A 16,034-nucleotide genomic window follows, 5' to 3' on the forward strand; every position below is an offset into this window, starting at 1 on the left:
ATCGACCTACAGGCGGCGAGAATGGCAAACGGCATCAAGACCAGGAAGATCCTGCTCGTATCGACGGACAGGACCTTCGCGCAGGATACGCGGACCGCGTTCGCCGCCTCCGAGATCATCCAGCTGTCGACGGTGGAAAAGAATGTCACCGAATTGCGCGGCGAGGTCCAGGAGACCGATTTCGGCGCCATCATCGTCGACATGGACGCGGCGAAGCTGGAGGAGGTCGAGTCGCTGCAGCGCATCATGCGCCGGCTGGAGGGCAAGGCGCCGGTGGTCGTGGTCACCCAGGAGTTCAATGCCGCCGCCGTGCGCATCCTGGTGCAGCTCAAGGTCGCGGACTTCCTGGTCAAGCCCATCACCACGGCCGATCTGGTGCGCTCGGTCGTGCGTGCCCTGCAAGGGCCGGGGCGTGAGGAAAACACCGAGTCGCAGATCTACACCTTCATGCCGGCAGCCGGCGGCGTCGGCACCACGACACTAGCGCTGCAGACCGCGTTCCAGCTGCACCACTCGGTGACGCGCGGCGCCTCGACCTGCGTGGTCGACCTCAATTTCCAGCAGGGCGCCTGCGCCGAATATCTCGACCTCGAGCCGCGTTTCGACATCACCGAGATCGAGAACCAGCCAGAACGCCTCGACCGGCAACTGCTCGATGTCATGCTGTCCAAGCATGCCAGCGGGCTTTGCGTGCTGGCGGCGCCGACACATCCCTCGGAGATGCGCTCGTTCAAGACCGATGTCGTGGTGCGCATGCTGGACCTCGTCTCGGCCTATTTCGACAATGTCGTCATCGACATGCCGCGCACCTGGTTTCCATGGACGGAGACCGTGCTGCTCGGCTCCAACAAGCTCTATATCGTCGCCGAAATGACGGTGCCGTGCCTGCGCCACACGCAAAGGCTGATCCAGGCGGTCTACGAGACCGCGGGCAAGGAAGTGAAGCCGAACGTCATCGTCAACCGTTTCGAGCAGAAGATGTTCGACAACGGCATCAAGCAGGCGGACGTCCAGGAAATCCTGGGCGAGCATTTCGTCGGCGGCATCGCCAACAACTACCGGCTCGTGCGCGAGGCGGTCGACCGTGGCGTGCCGCTGCACGAGATCGATCCCAATGCCAATGTCGTCAACGACCTGAAGAAGATCATCCTTCCGGAGGAGGCGGCCGCGACTGGAGCCAAGTCGAAGTCGCTGTTCGGCCTCGGTAGGGGCCTGTTGAAGAGGAAGGCCGGATGACCAGCCGTTTTTCGACCCTGCAGAACCGCGACGCGCGCCCGCAGCGTGCAGCGGAATCAACGACCGTCGCGCATCACGCGGTCGTCATTCCGACCAGCCGAAAGGCTTTGCCGGCAAAGCCGGAAGCGCCAGCCGCAAAGAATGCCAACAAGGTGCTCGATGCCCGGGTGCGCATCCACCGGTTGTTGCTCGAAGAGATCAATCTGGTCGCGCTAGAGCGCTTGCCCAAGGATGAGATGCGCCGGCAAGTGCATGATTTCGTATCGGAAAAGACCAAGCAGGAGCGGATGGCGATCAACGCCGCCGAACTCGATGCGCTGGTCGACGATATCGTCGACGAGATGGTCGGCCTCGGTCCGCTCGAGCCATTGCTCAAGGATCCTGATATCAACGACATCCTGATCAACGGCCACCAGAACTGCTTCGTCGAAAAGAAGGGCAAGCTGCAGCAGGTCCATATTCCGTTCAAGGATGAGGCGCATCTGCTTAGGATCGTCAACAAGATCGTCGCCGCCGTCGGCCGCCGCGTCGACGAATCGCAGCCGATGGTCGACGCGCGCATGCTCGACGGCTCGCGCTTCAACGCCGCCATCCGCCCGGTGGCCGTCGACGGGCCGCTGGTGTCGATCCGCAAATTCTCCAAGAACAAGCTCGGCCTGCACAGACTGGTCGAGTTCGGGGCCATCACCCAGAACATGGCCGAAGTGCTGGCGGCGGCGGTGCATGCCCGCAAGACGACGATCATCTCGGGCGGCACAGGCACCGGCAAGACGACGATGCTCAACGCGCTGTCGGCCTTCATTCCCGAAGATGAGCGGTTGATCACCATCGAGGACGCGGCCGAACTTCAGCTGCAGCAGCCGCATGTCGCGCGCATGGAGACGCGGCCCGCCAATATCGAGGGCCATGGCGAACTGAAGCAGCGCGATCTCGTCAAGAACGCGCTGCGCATGCGCCCCGACCGCGTCATTCTTGGCGAGTGCCGCGGCGAGGAAGCGTTCGACATGCTGCAGGCGATGAACACCGGCCACGAAGGGTCGATGGCGACCATCCATGCCAACACGCCGCGCGACGCCATTTCGCGCCTCGAGCAGATGCTGGGCATGACCGGCATGCCGATGACGGTGCAGTCGATCCGCAGCCAGATCGCCAGTGCCATCGACCTTATCGTCCAGCTGACCCGGCTGTCCGACGGCAAGCGCAAGGTGACAAGCGTCGCCGAGGTGACGGGCATGGAAGGCGACGTCATCCAGATGCAGGAGATCTTCCGCTTCGTGCGCACCGGCATGGACGCCGATGGCGGGATTCTCGGCTATTTCGAAGCGACCGGCATTCGGCCGCGCTTCCTGGAGGATCTGCGCGCCATGGGCATCGAGTTTCCCGGACGATATTTCGAACCCGGCCGGCCGCAGGAGTAGCCAGGTGTTCGACGGGCTGAGCGCGATCTATGTCGTCTATGCCGGAGCCGCGCTGACCGGCATCATGATCGCCGAAGCTTGCTATCTCCTCTACGCCGGCCGCAGCGACAAGCGAACCGCCATCAACCGGCGCATGAAGCTGCAGGAAAACAAGATCAGCCAGGAGCAGGTGCTGATCCAGCTGCGCAAGGAACGCGGCCTCGATGCGGGCACCTCGCTGTTCTCGCCGGACCGGTTCCGGGCACTGCGCACGCAGTCGGGCATGATCATGCCGCTGCCGAAATTCCTGATGATTACCTCAGGCGTGGCGATTGCCATCACCCTGTTCGCCATCTGGTACGGCTTGCCGCTGCTGATGGGGCTCATCCTGTTCGTCGTGCTGGTGCCGCTGGTGCCGGTGATGGCGATGCGGTTCATGCGCAAGCGTCGGCTCAAGCGTTTCGGCATGCAGCTGCCCGAGGCGCTGGAGCTGATCACGCGCGGCCTCAAGGCCGGTCACCCGGTGCCGGTGGCCATTGCCATGGTGTCGCGCGAAATGCCCGATCCGATCGGCACTGAATTCGGTGTCATCGCCGATGAGGTGACCTATGGTTCCGATCTGGTCTCGGCACTGAATTCGCTGTTCGAGCGGGTCGGCCATGAGGACCTGCCGCTGTTCATCACCGCCGTCTCGATCCAGTCCAGTTCGGGCGGCAATCTGCGCGAGATCCTCGACGGCCTGGCGTTGACGATCCGCGATCGGGGCAAGCTGCGCCGCAAGGTCCGCGCCATCTCGACCGAAGGCCGCATGTCGGCCTACATCCTGACGGCGATACCGGCGCTGCTGTTCGCCGCCATCATGGCGCTGATGCCGGGCTTCTATCGCGATGTCTGGGGCGAGCCGAAAACCTGGTATTTGATCGGTGGGTCGGTCACCTGGCTGATGCTGGGTAATCTGATGATGTTCAAAATGTCGAATTTCAGGTTCTGACATGCAGGGCTTCATCGAGTTCCTTGCCTCGCTCGCACCGACTTCATTGATGCCGGTGGCCATCCTGCTTTTGGCCCTGGGCACCGTCGCGGTCGGCTGGCCGATGGTGGCGGCGAAGGGCGACCGTAATGAAGTGAAGCGCCGGCTCAAGGTCGACCATGGTCCGGTGGCCGCCAAACCCGAGCCGGTGCAGAAGAAGAATTCCGATGTCGTGCGCGAGAAGGCGGTGAAGCGGGCGCAGGAATTCTACGCCAAGAGCGATCCGGAAAATGTCGCCCGGCTGCGCATGAAGCTGATCCAGGCCGGCTACATGGAGCCGCGCGCCGTCGGCATGTTCTTCATCATCCGCTTCTCGGCGCTGATCGGCGGCGCCTTTGGCGCTTTCGTCCTCAACCAGTGGCTGGCCAGTGCCGACGCGACGATGACCAGCCGCTGGGCGTTCGTCATCCTGTCGGGCGTGGCCGGCTACTTCCTGCCCGGCCTGGTGCTGACCCAGAAGACGCGGGAGAAGATGCGTGAATACCGCAACGGCTTTCCCGATTTCATGGACCTGATGATCGTCTGCTCGGATGCGGGCATGAGCATGGAGGCCGGCATCGAGCGCGTTTCCAAGGAACTCGCCAAGACCTATCCGGCACTCAGCCAGAACCTGCAGTTGGTATCGCTGGAACTGAGGGCAGGGCGCAGCCTCGACGATGCGCTGAAGGCGCTCGCGGACCGCCTCAGCCTGGACGAGGTTCGTTCCTTTGCCACGCTGTTGCAGCAATCCAAGGAACTCGGCACCAGCCTGTCAGGAGCGCTGCGCGTATTCTCCGACGAGATGCGCCACAAGCGCATGTCGCTGGCCGAGGAGAAGGCACATGCTCTGCCGGCCAAGATGTCGATACCTGTGACCGTGTGCATCCTGCCGGTGGTGCTGATGATCGCGATCATTCCGATCATCGTCAAAATGACGGGCGCGCATTAAGATGCGCCAGCGTGCCTGGAATAATGCCTGCTTCCAACGAGGGGTTAAAGTGCACTGTCACCGTAATTCCGAGTCCTCATGGTCCGGTGACAGGTGGGGGAGTAACACTAGGGGCCGCAGCGGGAGCATCTTTTAGACTGGGGCCGCAGGGACCTATACGTACGTCTACGATCCTTCGAATAAGAGTGAATCATGCTCAAAAGGTTTCGGGATTTCGTCGTCGTAGCAATCGCTGCAACTTGGATTTCCGCTAGCTTTTCGAATGCCATCCTTGACAATACATATGTGGGGTATCCTAGGGAGCCTGACTCTGTCAGGCATCTTGTCATGCCATATAGCGTCAAGGGTATTGTTGTTTACATAACTCCATGGCAGATGGAGGTAATATCAATTTTCCGATACGTGTTGATCGTTTCGGGAATCCTGATGGTCATACTTATAATCGTGAATCAATTCTTCCCATTTCGAAAGAAGTGAGAAAGCTAGGGTATGAGTTCGTCCCAGGCAGGCGTGTCACGCGCCGGCATTTTGTTCACGTGCCGAATTCGCAGACCGAGGGTGCCGCCATCGTGAAGAACTCCATGCGAATACTGCTGTGTGCCGTCTCCCTCGCTCTCGCCGCCAGCCTATGGCCCGCCCACGCGGCCGGCGATTGCGGCGATGCCGCCGCCATGGTGCAGCAGGCCTATCCCAAGGCTCGAAAGAGCACCGACGGTGCCTCGTTCACACTCGACCCCCATACCAGCATTGTCCTGCTCCCGCTGGATGATACGCCGGGCGTGGTCTGCAAGGTCTGGCCCTCTCATGACGATCTGCTGCTGGTCTCCGTGCCGCTGATCGATAGCGCCAAATCCAGCGACGACGAGCATTATGGCGATATCGAGCTTCTGGTCGTCGACAGGAAGACCCTGCAGGTGCACCAGCGCCTGCTTCAGCCCAGGCTGATGAACGATGATGCCATCGCGATCCGCAAGATCGAATTCGATACTGGCCGCTATGTCCTGGCGTCCGGTGTCACCGCGTTTGGGCTGCGTATCGACATGGCAAATCACTCGCAGCCCGATCCGTTCAGCGAAACCGATCTGAGGCTCTACGCCATTGCCGGCGGCGCCCTTCATGCGGTGCTCGACGGCCTTGTGGTGGCCGACTATGGCGGTGAAGGCGACACCAATTGCGCTGGATCCTTTCATTCGAGCCAGGTCAGCCTGACGATGAGCCCGGCGAGCCACCATGGCTATCACGACATTGTCGTGGTCGAGCGGTCGGATACGGACGACCCATCTGTCGACAAGAATGGGGAGTGCCAGTCCCATCCCGGCAAGTCCGTGAGCCGGACCTACCGGCTGCGCTATGACGGCGGCCGCTATCCGGTTCCGGACGAGCTCAAGGCCCTGGAGCCGTGAGGATGCACTTGCGTCTGCCGGATGGAGGTGTTGCAGCCCATGGTTAATGGCAGGTATACCGGAAACCAAATCTTAGATGCATTTCGGCACCGAAGCTTAATCGCTGTGCTGTATTGTCTTTGCTGAAGAACGACCCGACAAATCGGGCGACGGGGCAGGGCATGCGTCAGACGAAATTTGCGGCGGTGGCCATGATGGCGGCCGTCTTGACGATCACCGGGTGCACGACGAACAGCAGCGTCGACACGACCAAGACCACGGCCATTCCGCCGGTGGCAAAAAACGTCGACACCTCTGATCTGGCGGAAGGAAAGGCGCAGTTTCGCGACGCCAATTATGGTCTCGCCGAACAGCATTTCCGCAAGGCCGTCGAGATGAAGGCCGACAATGCGGAGGCCTGGATGGGGCTCGCCGCATCCTATGACGAGCTCGGCCGCTTCGACTTTGCCGACCGCGCCTACGGCCAGCTCCTGAAGGTCGCCGGCCGCAAACCGCAGATCGTCAACAATATGGGCTATTCGCAACTGTTGCGCGGCAACAAGAAGAAGGCCAGGGCGCTGCTGCTCGAGGCGAGGGCCGGCATGTCCGACCCCACGGTCGTCAACGCCAATCTCGCCTTGCTCGACAAGGGTTGATGCCCGTTTGATCCTCGCGCCGGCCAGGGTGCGGTTTCGGGACAGGTGGTATCGACGCTTTGTAAACCGTAACCGCAGCTTGGGTCGAAAGATCGGCTGAAAACCATGTTCGAGGGCTGCCGCTGACCTAGAATGCAGAGCAACCGCCGACGCTCGAGAGGCCGCCGCCCGATATGTTGGATTTCAGTTCGCTCCTGCTCGCAGCCGCGTTGTCGGGTACCTGCCTGGCCGGCACCATGTTTGCCATCTGGTTCACCGCGCCGCGAGCGGGCTTCGTGCTGACGGTGGCGTGCGGCATTCTCGTGCTTGTCGCGCATGTGATCCTGTTCTGGCGATACACCAGGGACCCTGATCCGCTGCTTTGCCAGATCGCGCTTGCGCTGCTCAGCCTGGGCTTCCTGATCCTATGCATCTCGGCCATGCAGTATCTCGGCGTGCCGGACCATAGGCGCGTGGTTGTGCCGACGCTTGCCGTCATGGCTGTCTGCGCGGCCGTTACCTTCCTTGGCCTGGACGGCGTCGGCTTCGTCGTCACCTACGCGACGGTCACCGCACTGCTCTCCACGATCGGAGTCATGTTCTGGGTCAATGGCAGTCACGATCGCCGGATCCTGCTGGTGGTTTCGTTCCTGAGCGGCACCTGTGCGGTGTCGTTTGTGCTGTGCGGCGTGGTTCTGCTGGCCAAGGGGCAATGGACACTCGGGGCGGCGCCCGACAACTGGGCCGAGCGCCTGAATTCGGTCGTGGCGGTGGCCTGCATGACCGGTCTCGGCGCCCTTACGCTCTCCCTTCACCATCTGCAGGCGCAGATCGAGCTGAAGGCCGAGACGATGACCGATCCGTTGACCGGGCTGATGAACCGTCGCGGGTTGACGTCGCTCCATGGCGAGCGGCCCTTCGGTCCCTTCATGGCGATCGTCATGTTCGACCTCGATCATTTCAAGAGGACGAACGACATCTATGGTCATCCCGTCGGGGACCAGGTGCTGTGCCGCTTCGCCGCCGTGATCAGGAAATATGCCAGGACCGGCGTCGATGCCTTTCGCCTGGGCGGCGAGGAGTTCGCCATCGTCATGTCGCGGATGACGGAAGAGCGAGCCTATGATCTCGCCAGCAAGATCGGTGTTGCCTTCGGCACCGAAGTCGTTGCCACCCCGCACGGTCCCTTGCGCAGCACGGTCAGCGGCGGCATCGGCTTTGGCGGCGCCGACGGCAGCAGCCTCGACGAGGTGCTGGCCGAGGCGGACGCGGCACTCTACGCCGCCAAGCGCGCCGGCCGGAATTGCGTCATCAGCCGCAAGAGGATGGGCAAGGCCGAACCGGTGAAGCCGGCCTTGCGCTCAGCGTAATTATTCCGCGGCACCCAAATAATCCGACAACGGCGGGCAGGAGCAGACCAGGTTGCGGTCGCCGGCGACATTGTCGATGCGCGACACCGGCGGCCAGTACTTTGCCGCTGTGTCGGCGTCGCCGGCGGGATAGGCTGCCTCCAGGCGCGAATAGGGATGGGTCCACTGACCGGCCAGCGCCTCGGCGGCGGTGTGCGGTGCGTTGACCAGCGGATTGTCGGCCAAAGGCCATTCGCCCTTGGCGACTTTCGCCGCTTCGCCCGCGATCGCAATCATCGCCTCGCAGAAGCGGTCGAGTTCGCGCTTGGGCTCGGATTCGGTCGGCTCGACCATCAGCGTGCCGGCGACCGGGAACGACATTGTCGGCGCATGGAAGCCATAGTCGATCAGGCGCTTGGCGATATCGTCGACACTGATGCCGGCGCTCTCCTTGAGCACGCGGGTGTCGAGGATGCATTCATGCGCGATGCGATCGTGCCGACCCTTGTAGAGGAGCGGGAAGTAGGGCGCGAGCCGTGTCGCCACATAGTTGGCCGAGATGATGGCAGTCTCCGTCGCCTGCTTCAGGCCAGCAGCGCCCATCATGCGAATGTACATCCAGGTGATCGGCAGGATGGAGGCGCTGCCGAATGGGGCAGCCGAAACGGCGTGCGCCGAGCCCTCGGTGACATGGCCCGGCAGATGGGGCTTCAGGTGGGCCTTGACGCCGATCGGACCAACGCCTGGACCACCGCCGCCATGCGGAATGCAGAAGGTCTTGTGCAGGTTCATGTGGCAGACATCGGCGCCGATGTCGGCGGGGCGGGCAAGGGCGACCAGCGCGTTGAGGTTGGCACCGTCGAAATAGACCTGGCCGCCATGCTCATGAATGAGGGCGCAGAGGTGCCGCGCGCCTTCCTCGTAGACGCCATGCGTCGACGGATAGGTGAACATCAGCGCCGCGAGATCTTTGGAATGCTCGTTGGCCTTGGCCCTCATATCGTCCATGTCGATGTTGCCGTCCTCCAGGCAGCGCACGACGACAACGCTCATGCCAGCCATTGCCGCACTCGCAGGATTGGTGCCATGCGCCGAGGAGGGAATCAGGCAGACGGTGCGATGGCCTTCGCCGCGCGCACGGTGATAGGCGCGGATGGCGAGCAGACCGGCATATTCGCCCTGGCTGCCGGCATTGGGCTGCAGGCTGACCGCGTCGAAGCCGGTGATCTCCGATAGCCAGCCTTCGAGTTCGCCGATCATGGCGCGGTAACCGGCCGAATGCGCGGCCGGTGCGAAGGGATGCAAATTGGCGATTTCAGGCCAGCTCACCGGCATCATTTCGGCTGCGGCATTGAGCTTCATGGTGCAGGAGCCCAGCGGGATCATGGTGCGGTCGAGCGCCAGGTCCTTGTCGGCCAGCCGGCGCAGGAAGCGCATCATGTCGGTTTCCGACTTGTTCTCATGGAAAACCGGCTGGGTCAGAAACTCTTTTCCACGCGGCTTGCCGGGGGCTGCCCTGTCGGCCGAGGGAGCAGCCTTGGCGCCGAACAGGGCCGCGATCGCATCCAGATCGGCATCGGTCGAAGTCTCGTCGAAGCTGATGCCGACATGGTCGGCATCGATGACGCGCAGCAGTCGGCCGCTCTTTTCGGCGGCGGCTGCGATCTGCGCGGCCTTGCCCTTCGTCTCCACTGTCACTGTGTCGAAACGGCTGGCGCCGAGCACTGAAACACCTGCGGCCTTGAGGCCGCTTGCCAGACGGTTGGCCAGCGCGTGGATGCGGCCGGCAATCGCCTGCAGCCCGACTGGGCCGTGCCAGATGGCATAGGCCGTCGCCATGTTGGCGAGCAGCGCCTGCGCCGTGCAGATGTTGGAAGTCGCCTTGTCGCGGCGGATATGCTGCTCGCGCGTCTGCAAGGCGAGCCTGTAGCCTGGTCGGCCCTTGCTGTCGGTCGACTGGCCGACCAAGCGGCCGGGCATCAGCCGGGTCAGTCTGTCGGAGACGGCGCAATAGGCGGCATGCGGGCCGCCAAAACCCATCGGCACGCCAAAGCGCTGCATCGGGCCGACAGCGATGTCGGCGCCGAGCTTTGCCGGGGCGTCGGTCAGCGTCAGGCCAAGCGGATCGGCGATGAAGACGACCAGCGCGCCAGTCGCCCGGGCCTTGTCGATCGCCGCCTTGTGGTCGCCATAGACGCCAAACGTGTCCGGCCAGGAGACCAGCAAAGCGGCCGTGTTGCCGTCGATCTCCTCGCCGTCGATCTCGATGCCGAGCGGCTCGGCGCGGGTACGCACGACATCCAGCGTCTGCGGGTGCGGCGTGCCGGCAAGAGCCACCTTGGTGCGCTTGTCGCGGTGGTGGCGCAGCGCAATGCCGACCGCTTCGGCGACCGCGGTTGCCTCATCAAGCAACGAGGCCGATGCCACCGGCAGGCCGGTCAGTTCGGTGACCAACGTCTGGAAATTGAACAGCATTTCGAGCCGGCCCTGGCTGATCTCGGCCTGATAGGGCGTATAGGCCGTGTACCAGGCCGGATTCTCGAACAAATTGCGCTGGATGACCGGCGGCACGTGGACGCCGTGATAACCGGCGCCGATGAAGCTCTTCAGCACCGTATTCTTCGCCATGATCTCCGACAATTCGGCCAACGCTTCGGCTTCGCTGGCCGGTGCGGGCAGGGTCAGCGGCGTGTCGAGGCGGATCGATCTCGGCACCGCCTGGCTGATCAGCGTCTCAACAGATGGAACGCCGATCACCGCAAGCATGGCCCTGACATCGTTGACATCAGGACCGATATGACGGGCCGAGAAGGGAGTGAGTGCTGTGGTCATCGTCTTTAAGTCCTGATTTCAGCCGATATGAGCTTTGTAGGCAGCCTCATCCATGAGGCCGGCGAGCTGGCTTTCGTCAGCCAGCTTCATCTTCCACAGCCAGCCGGCGCCGGTCGCCGCCGAGTTGACCAGCGATGGGTCCGAGGACAGCGTGCCGTTGGCCTCGGTGATCTCACCGTCGACCGGCGCATAGACGTCGGAGGCGGCCTTGACGGATTCGACCACGACGGCGGTGTCGCCCTTGGCGAGCTTCTTTCCCTTCTCGGGCAGTTCCACGAAGACGAGGTCGCCGAGCTGCTCCTGCGCATAGTCGGTGATGCCGACAGTTGCGATGCCGCCCTCGACGCGCAGCCATTCGTGATCTGATGTGAAATAGGTTGTTGCCATGGAGATCATCCTTTGCGGTAGCGATGAGGGGTGAAGGGCAGGGAACTGATATCGACGGGAATTTTCGTGCCGCGCACATCGGCGAAAACCCTTATTCCCTGTTTTGCCAGCGATGCGGCGACATAGCCCATGGCGACCGGATGGCCGGCCGAGGGCCCGAAGCCGCCCGACGTGACATGGCCGGCGGGATTGCCGTCGTCGTCAAAGAGCGCGGCGCCGGCGCGCACCGGCTGGCGGCCTTCCGGCTTCAGCCCGACGCGCTTTTGCGCCGGGCCCCGCTCCACGGCGGCGCGCAAGGCATCGGCGCCGATGAAAGCGCCGGCGGCCCTGATATCCTTGGGGATCGCCCACATCAGCGCTGCCGCGGCCGGGTCTATTTCCGGCGTGATGTCCTGGCCATGCAGGCACAGTCCCGCCTCCAGCCGCAGGCTGTCGCGGGCGGCTAGGCCGATCAAGAGCACGCGCTCATCTTCGAGTAGCTTCGTGACCAAATCCCGCGCATCGGCCTCCGGCAGGCCGATCTCGAAGCCGTCCTCGCCGGTATAGCCCGACCGGCTCATGAACCAGTTCCTGCGCGGTTCGACACCGTGCATGAACAGCAGCGAGCCGGTCTCGATGCCGGCACGGGACAGCACAGCCCAGGCTTCGGGCCCCTGGATGGCCAGGAAGACACGGTCGAGCGGCTCGACCTTGGCGTCGAAATCGGCTGCCAGCTCACGCAGATGCTTTTCGTCGGTGACGGCATTGCCGGCATTGGCGACCACCATGAAACGCTCTTCGCCGAGCCGGGTGACGATCAAATCGTCCAGAATGCCGCCGGCTTCGTTGAGGAAGAACGTCAGTTTGGATTGCGAAACCTCGAGCGCGCCGGCATCCAGAGGGCAGGCGCGGTTAAGCAGCGCGACCGCTTGCGGCCCGCTGATCTCGAACAGCTTCATGTGAGAGATGTCGAAGAGACCCGCATGTTCGCGGGTGTGAAGGTGTTCCTTCATGACGCCGGCCGGATAGGTCAGCGGCATCGACCAGCCGGCAAAGGCGCCGAAGCGCGCGCCGGCGGCTGCGTGGATATCTTCGAGGGGAAGGTGTTTGCTGTCGTCGCCCGTCATGTCGTCTCCAGAGTCGCACGCAATCGGCCGCGAATGGCGACCAGTCCGTGCCCCTCTGTCTGAAGCCTGAGAGACTCGCGCAGCCGGAACTCTGTCAGCGGCGCTTACACCTTCGGCGCGGGGGCAAGCCCCGACTTTCCAGAGTGTCTTTCCCGTCTACGGTTCTTTTGCCTGAGAGATTTCGGGCGATTTCCCCTTCGGCGGCAGCTCTCGCTGCTCTCTCCCGCAAACAGGTAGGACTCAAAGCTTGAGCCCTCGACGCGCCATCCATAGCCCGTCGGCGACACCTTGTCACCTCCCAGCGACATCAAAGGTGCATTGATATTCAGGTGATGCCGGCCTGCAAATGGCGGATTCCTGCGCTTCCGGTGCTCACGTACTTTAAGTACGCTTCGCTCCGGTTCTCGGAACCCACCATTTTCGACTCGGCCTGACCTGAATCTCAACACACCTAAAGAGCGCCGCGCGACAAGTCTTCGCTAACCACGCCGTTTGCCGGTTTTTCAAGACACTCCTGATATAGCAGGCTGATGTGACGTTTTGGGGCGGTGCTTGCCGGCGGATGGGGACGACAAATGGGCGAATTGATCATGAGCGCGCCGGTGGCGGGGCTGACGTCGAAAAATCGCATTGCTCCGGAAGATGTGGTGATGCTGCGCCGCGACGTGTTCGCCGACGGCGTGGTGACCCGAGGCGAGGCCGAGGCCTTGTTCGCGCTCGACCAGACGGCGCGAGAGAAATGCGCGGACTGGGCGCCGTTCTTCGTCGAGGCGGTCACCGACTATATCGTCCATCAGGAAAAGCCCTCGGGTTATATCTCGCAGGAAAACGCCGACTGGCTGATCCGCACGATCTCGCGTGACGGCATGGTCGACAGCCGGACCGAACTCGAATTGCTGGTCCATGTGCTGGAAGAGGCGAAATCCTCGCCAAACCGGCTTTGCGCCTATGCGCTGGAGCAGGTCGCCCACGCTGTCATCGACGGCAAAGGGCCGCTGATGCTGGGCGGTGCGCTGGTGCCCGGACTGATCGCCAAGGCGGAGGTCGAGCTGCTGCGCCGCATCCTCCATGCCCATGGCGGCGAGGGGAATATCGCCATCACCCGCGGCGAGGCCGAGGTGCTGTTCAGGATCAATGAACGGACCGGCCAGGCCAAGAACGATCCGTCCTGGAACGACCTGTTCGTCAAGGCGATCGCCAATTTCGTCATGTGCTCGGCCGGTTATGAAGCCCCGACCCGCGATGTGGCGCTGCGCCAGGAAACCTTCCTCGATCACGCCGATCCGGAAATCGGCGGCTTCTTCAGCCGCATGGTCTCCGGTGGCCTCGCCGGCATCATCGAGGCCTACCGGTCCCCGGACGATGTCGAGACCGAGTGGGAAGCCAGGAACAGGGCAGCCGAAGCACTCGCCCGTCGTGCCGAGACGATTGATGCCGGAGAAGCCAAATGGCTGGTCGAGCATATCGGCACCAACAGGCCTTTATACGAGAACGAACGCGCGCTGCTGACCTTGATCAAGCACGCCTCGCCGGAGATCCATCCGGCCCTCAAGCCGCTGCTCGACAAGGTTGCCTAGGCTGAGCTGTTCGCTGCGATCGTTTTGCAGAGGATGATGTTGGAATGGCCTTCAGGCCATCCTGCAAACTCAGCCATGCGCTCGAAGCCGGCCTTTTCGTATAGGCCCGGCGCCTGGAAGTCGTGGCTCGATACCCATATCCGACGGGCGCCGCGACTGGCAGCCTCCGCGACAAAAGCATCGAGCAACTGCCCTGCGTGGCCTCGACCTCGATAGGCCCCGTCAACCCACATCAATTTGAGTTCTGACGTGCCTGCCCAGGAATGGCCGGCCGCTACGCCAATTGCCCGCCCGGCATCGTCGCGGATGACGAAGGCTAGTCCCCGGTCATCGTCACGGGCTGTGAGGCGCCGGTTCTCGTTGTACAGATGATCCTCCAGCGCACTCAGCTCGACGGGCGACAGGTCGTGCTCAGCCTCCATCCGAATGGCCATCAAATGCCGCCGTACCAGTCGTAGCCATTGTCTTCCCAATAGCCACCGCGACCGCCGCCGACATTGGCGAAGCCGTCGACAAGCTCGATCTTGTAGAGATATTTCGGCATCTTGTAGCCGAGCTGGCGCTCGACGCGGACGCGCAGCGGTGCGCCGTTCTCGACCGGCAGCGGCTTGCCGTTCAGGCCATAGGCCAGGATTGTCTGCGGGTGGCGGGCATCGATGAGGTCGATGCTGCCGTAATATTTGACGTCGCCGGACAGGCTGCGGTCGATCGTGTCGAGGCAATGGAACATGACGTAGCGCGCCTGCGGCTTGACCACCGCCTGGTCCAGCACCAGCGACAGCGGCGTGCCGGTCCATTTGGCGATGCAGCTCCAGCCTTCGACGCAGTCATGGCGGGTGATCTGGGTGCGGCTCGGCATGTTCATCAACTGCTCGCGGCTGAGCGACAGCGGCTTTTCGACGAGGCCTGAAACCTCCAGCCGCCAGTCGGCGAAATTGTTGGCAAGCAGACCCTTGTAGACATCGTCGTCCGGCGCCGTCACACCGTTCGGACGCTGCGGCTGGCGGATGTCGGCTTCGGTGAATTCTGGCGCCAGCGCATCACGGCCGGCGAGCAGGCGCTGCGCGCGGTAGGTCAGGCCGTTGGCGTTTTCGAGGAAACCGCGCAGGCCGCTGCCGATGCTCAACTGGTTGTCGAAGGCGTCGCAGCCCGACAGCATGATGCCGGAGGCGCCGAGGCTGGCGGCGGTCAGGAACTTGCGGCGGCTGATTTCGAATTTGGCCATGTCACGCACTCCTCTCGGCGGCTTTGTCGTCATGACTGGGAGGGTCGATGCGGTACCAGCCGGTGATGATCGAGCGCAGTTCGTTGATCGGGCCGGCGGCAAGGATCATCAGTATATGGATGACGAAGAAGGCGACCAGCAGCACCATGACGGTGAAATGGATGGTGCGTGCCGTCTGCCGGCCGCCAAGCAATTCGTTGAGGAACGGCAGCACCGAATCCATGCTGGGTGACATGGCAAGGCCGGTGATGATCATCAGCGGCAAGAGCACGAACAGCACCCCGCCATAGGCCATCTTCTGCAGCGTGTTATACTCACGGGTGTGGTGGAATTTCAGCTTGGCGTGGTCGACGATGTCCCGCGGCAGGCGTTTGAGGTCATCAAGGCGCGGGGCGAGATCGCGGCGGATATGGCCGTTGATCAGGCTGGCAACCAGCCAGACGAGCAGGGTCGTCGTCAGTATCCAGGCAAAGAAGAAATGGATGACGCGGGCGGTGCCGAGGTCGTAGTAGGACGGGATGGTCGCCCAGGATGGAAAGCCGCGCGCCGTCTCGTTGCCTGCCGGGCCTGACCAGCCGAGCACGCCGGTCGTATCGAAGCGATGCCCGAAGATTTCGGTGTAGCCGCGCGGTCCGGCATTCGTGTTCTCGGCGCCGATTTCAAAGATGGTGTTGTTGTAGCCGAAGCCCGACTGCTTGCCGATGTAGAGCTGCGGGCGGGCATTGAAGATCTGCAGGCCGGAAAGCAGCATGAAAAACAAGGAAATGGCCCAAAGCCAATGCGTCAGGCGCGTCCAGCGCGACTGCCGGTAGATCAATGTTCTTTCGCTCGCCGGAGCATCCGGTCCGGTCGCGGATTGGCTTCTGGCAACGGATTCCATCTTGTCTCGTCTCCCGGCCTGGCGGCTTGGCCTGCGCGTTCATTGTCCTCCTGATACGTCGCGATCCAAA

14 protein-coding genes and 1 riboswitch are annotated in these 16,034 nt (G+C 62.8%); of the genes, 8 read left to right on the forward strand and 6 right to left on the reverse strand.

What is annotated here, in order from left to right:
- Positions 1–21 precede the first annotated feature (21 nt).
- From JT360_RS06035 to JT360_RS06065, 7 genes are all read left to right on the forward strand, one after another.
- Complete coding sequence (locus JT360_RS06035) at positions 22–1,236, forward strand: CpaE/TadZ family protein (RefSeq protein ID WP_214470696.1); 1,215 nt, start codon at positions 22–24, stop codon at positions 1,234–1,236.
- Positions 1,233–2,654 (forward strand): TadA family conjugal transfer-associated ATPase, encoded by a 1,422-nt coding sequence (locus JT360_RS06040; RefSeq protein WP_214470697.1) that lies wholly within the window; start codon positions 1,233–1,235, stop codon positions 2,652–2,654. Before JT360_RS06035 ends, JT360_RS06040 begins: the two co-directional genes overlap by 4 nt.
- 4 nt (positions 2,655–2,658) lie before the next feature.
- On the forward strand, positions 2,659–3,624 hold the full coding sequence (locus tag JT360_RS06045) for a type II secretion system F family protein (RefSeq protein WP_214470698.1): 966 nt from the start codon (positions 2,659–2,661) through the stop codon (positions 3,622–3,624).
- A gap of 1 nt (position 3,625) precedes the next feature.
- On the forward strand, positions 3,626–4,591 hold the full coding sequence (locus JT360_RS06050) for a type II secretion system F family protein (protein WP_214470699.1): 966 nt from the start codon (positions 3,626–3,628) through the stop codon (positions 4,589–4,591).
- 581 nt (positions 4,592–5,172) lie between these two features.
- Entirely contained in the window at positions 5,173–5,994 is an 822-nt protein-coding gene (locus tag JT360_RS06055) for a PA3715 family protein (protein WP_214470700.1), read from the forward strand.
- Between the two features lie 161 nt (positions 5,995–6,155).
- Positions 6,156–6,629 carry a tetratricopeptide repeat protein gene (locus tag JT360_RS06060; RefSeq protein ID WP_214470701.1) on the forward strand — a complete coding sequence of 158 codons (474 nt, stop codon included), beginning with the start codon at positions 6,156–6,158 and terminating at the stop codon, positions 6,627–6,629.
- Between the two features lie 173 nt (positions 6,630–6,802).
- Complete coding sequence (locus JT360_RS06065; protein ID WP_214470702.1) at positions 6,803–7,978, forward strand: GGDEF domain-containing protein; 1,176 nt, start codon at positions 6,803–6,805, stop codon at positions 7,976–7,978.
- Here the strand turns inward: JT360_RS06065 and gcvP are convergent, their stop codons facing one another.
- The 3 genes from gcvP to gcvT are packed head-to-tail and all read right to left on the reverse strand — an operon-like array spanning position 7,979 to position 12,282.
- Complete coding sequence (gene gcvP, locus JT360_RS06070) at positions 7,979–10,789, reverse strand: aminomethyl-transferring glycine dehydrogenase (RefSeq protein WP_214470703.1); 2,811 nt, start codon at positions 10,787–10,789, stop codon at positions 7,979–7,981. It abuts the gene before it with no gap.
- 18 nt (positions 10,790–10,807) lie between these two features.
- On the reverse strand, positions 10,808–11,176 hold the full coding sequence (gcvH, locus tag JT360_RS06075) for a glycine cleavage system protein GcvH (protein WP_214470704.1): 369 nt from the start codon (positions 11,174–11,176) through the stop codon (positions 10,808–10,810).
- Between the two features lie 5 nt (positions 11,177–11,181).
- The gene (gene gcvT, locus JT360_RS06080) at positions 11,182–12,282 is read right to left on the reverse strand and encodes a glycine cleavage system aminomethyltransferase GcvT (protein ID WP_214470705.1); all 1,101 of its coding nucleotides are present in this window, start codon (positions 12,280–12,282) and stop codon (positions 11,182–11,184) included.
- Between the two features lie 149 nt (positions 12,283–12,431).
- Positions 12,432–12,518: riboswitch (glycine riboswitch) on the reverse strand.
- Between the two features lie 339 nt (positions 12,519–12,857).
- Here gcvT and JT360_RS06085 point away from each other — a divergent pair.
- Positions 12,858–13,859 (forward strand): hypothetical protein, encoded by a 1,002-nt coding sequence (locus JT360_RS06085; RefSeq protein ID WP_214470706.1) that lies wholly within the window; start codon positions 12,858–12,860, stop codon positions 13,857–13,859.
- Here the strand turns inward: JT360_RS06085 and JT360_RS06090 are convergent.
- The 3 genes from JT360_RS06090 to JT360_RS06100 are packed head-to-tail and all read right to left on the reverse strand — an operon-like array spanning position 13,856 to position 15,964.
- Entirely contained in the window at positions 13,856–14,293 is a 438-nt protein-coding gene (locus tag JT360_RS06090; RefSeq protein WP_214470707.1) for a GNAT family N-acetyltransferase, read from the reverse strand. The genes JT360_RS06085 and JT360_RS06090 overlap by 4 nt on opposite strands.
- Positions 14,293–15,084, reverse strand: a complete 792-nt coding sequence (locus JT360_RS06095) for a molybdopterin-binding protein (RefSeq protein ID WP_214470708.1) — start codon at positions 15,082–15,084, stop codon at positions 14,293–14,295. Before JT360_RS06095 ends, JT360_RS06090 begins: the two co-directional genes overlap by 1 nt.
- Before the next feature lies 1 nt (position 15,085).
- Positions 15,086–15,964 (reverse strand): cytochrome b/b6 domain-containing protein, encoded by an 879-nt coding sequence (locus tag JT360_RS06100; RefSeq protein ID WP_214470709.1) that lies wholly within the window; start codon positions 15,962–15,964, stop codon positions 15,086–15,088.
- Positions 15,965–16,034 lie beyond the last annotated feature (70 nt).

Source organism: Mesorhizobium sp. dw_380 (assembly GCF_018588885.1).
Lineage (GTDB): Bacteria > Pseudomonadota > Alphaproteobacteria > Rhizobiales > Rhizobiaceae > Mesorhizobium.

Bases quoted from the DNA above. Each gene is read 5' to 3' on its own strand.
- JT360_RS06035 (WP_214470696.1), top strand. From the start codon at position 22: ATGGCAAACGGCATCAAGACCAGGAAGATCCTGCTCGTATCGACGGAC.
- JT360_RS06040 (WP_214470697.1), top strand. From the start codon at position 1,233: ATGACCAGCCGTTTTTCGACCCTGCAGAACCGCGACGCGCGCCCGCAG.
- JT360_RS06050 (WP_214470699.1), top strand. From the start codon at position 3,626: ATGCAGGGCTTCATCGAGTTCCTTGCCTCGCTCGCACCGACTTCATTG.
- JT360_RS06055 (WP_214470700.1), top strand. From the start codon at position 5,173: ATGCGAATACTGCTGTGTGCCGTCTCCCTCGCTCTCGCCGCCAGCCTA.
- JT360_RS06060 (WP_214470701.1), top strand. From the start codon at position 6,156: ATGCGTCAGACGAAATTTGCGGCGGTGGCCATGATGGCGGCCGTCTTG.
- JT360_RS06065 (WP_214470702.1), top strand. From the start codon at position 6,803: ATGTTGGATTTCAGTTCGCTCCTGCTCGCAGCCGCGTTGTCGGGTACC.
- gcvP (WP_214470703.1), bottom strand. From the start codon at position 10,789: ATGACCACAGCACTCACTCCCTTCTCGGCCCGTCATATCGGTCCTGAT.
- gcvH (WP_214470704.1), bottom strand. From the start codon at position 11,176: ATGGCAACAACCTATTTCACATCAGATCACGAATGGCTGCGCGTCGAG.
- gcvT (WP_214470705.1), bottom strand. From the start codon at position 12,282: ATGACGGGCGACGACAGCAAACACCTTCCCCTCGAAGATATCCACGCA.
- JT360_RS06085 (WP_214470706.1), top strand. From the start codon at position 12,858: ATGGGCGAATTGATCATGAGCGCGCCGGTGGCGGGGCTGACGTCGAAA.
- JT360_RS06090 (WP_214470707.1), bottom strand. From the start codon at position 14,293: ATGGCCATTCGGATGGAGGCTGAGCACGACCTGTCGCCCGTCGAGCTG.
- JT360_RS06095 (WP_214470708.1), bottom strand. From the start codon at position 15,084: ATGGCCAAATTCGAAATCAGCCGCCGCAAGTTCCTGACCGCCGCCAGC.
- JT360_RS06100 (WP_214470709.1), bottom strand. From the start codon at position 15,964: ATGGAATCCGTTGCCAGAAGCCAATCCGCGACCGGACCGGATGCTCCG.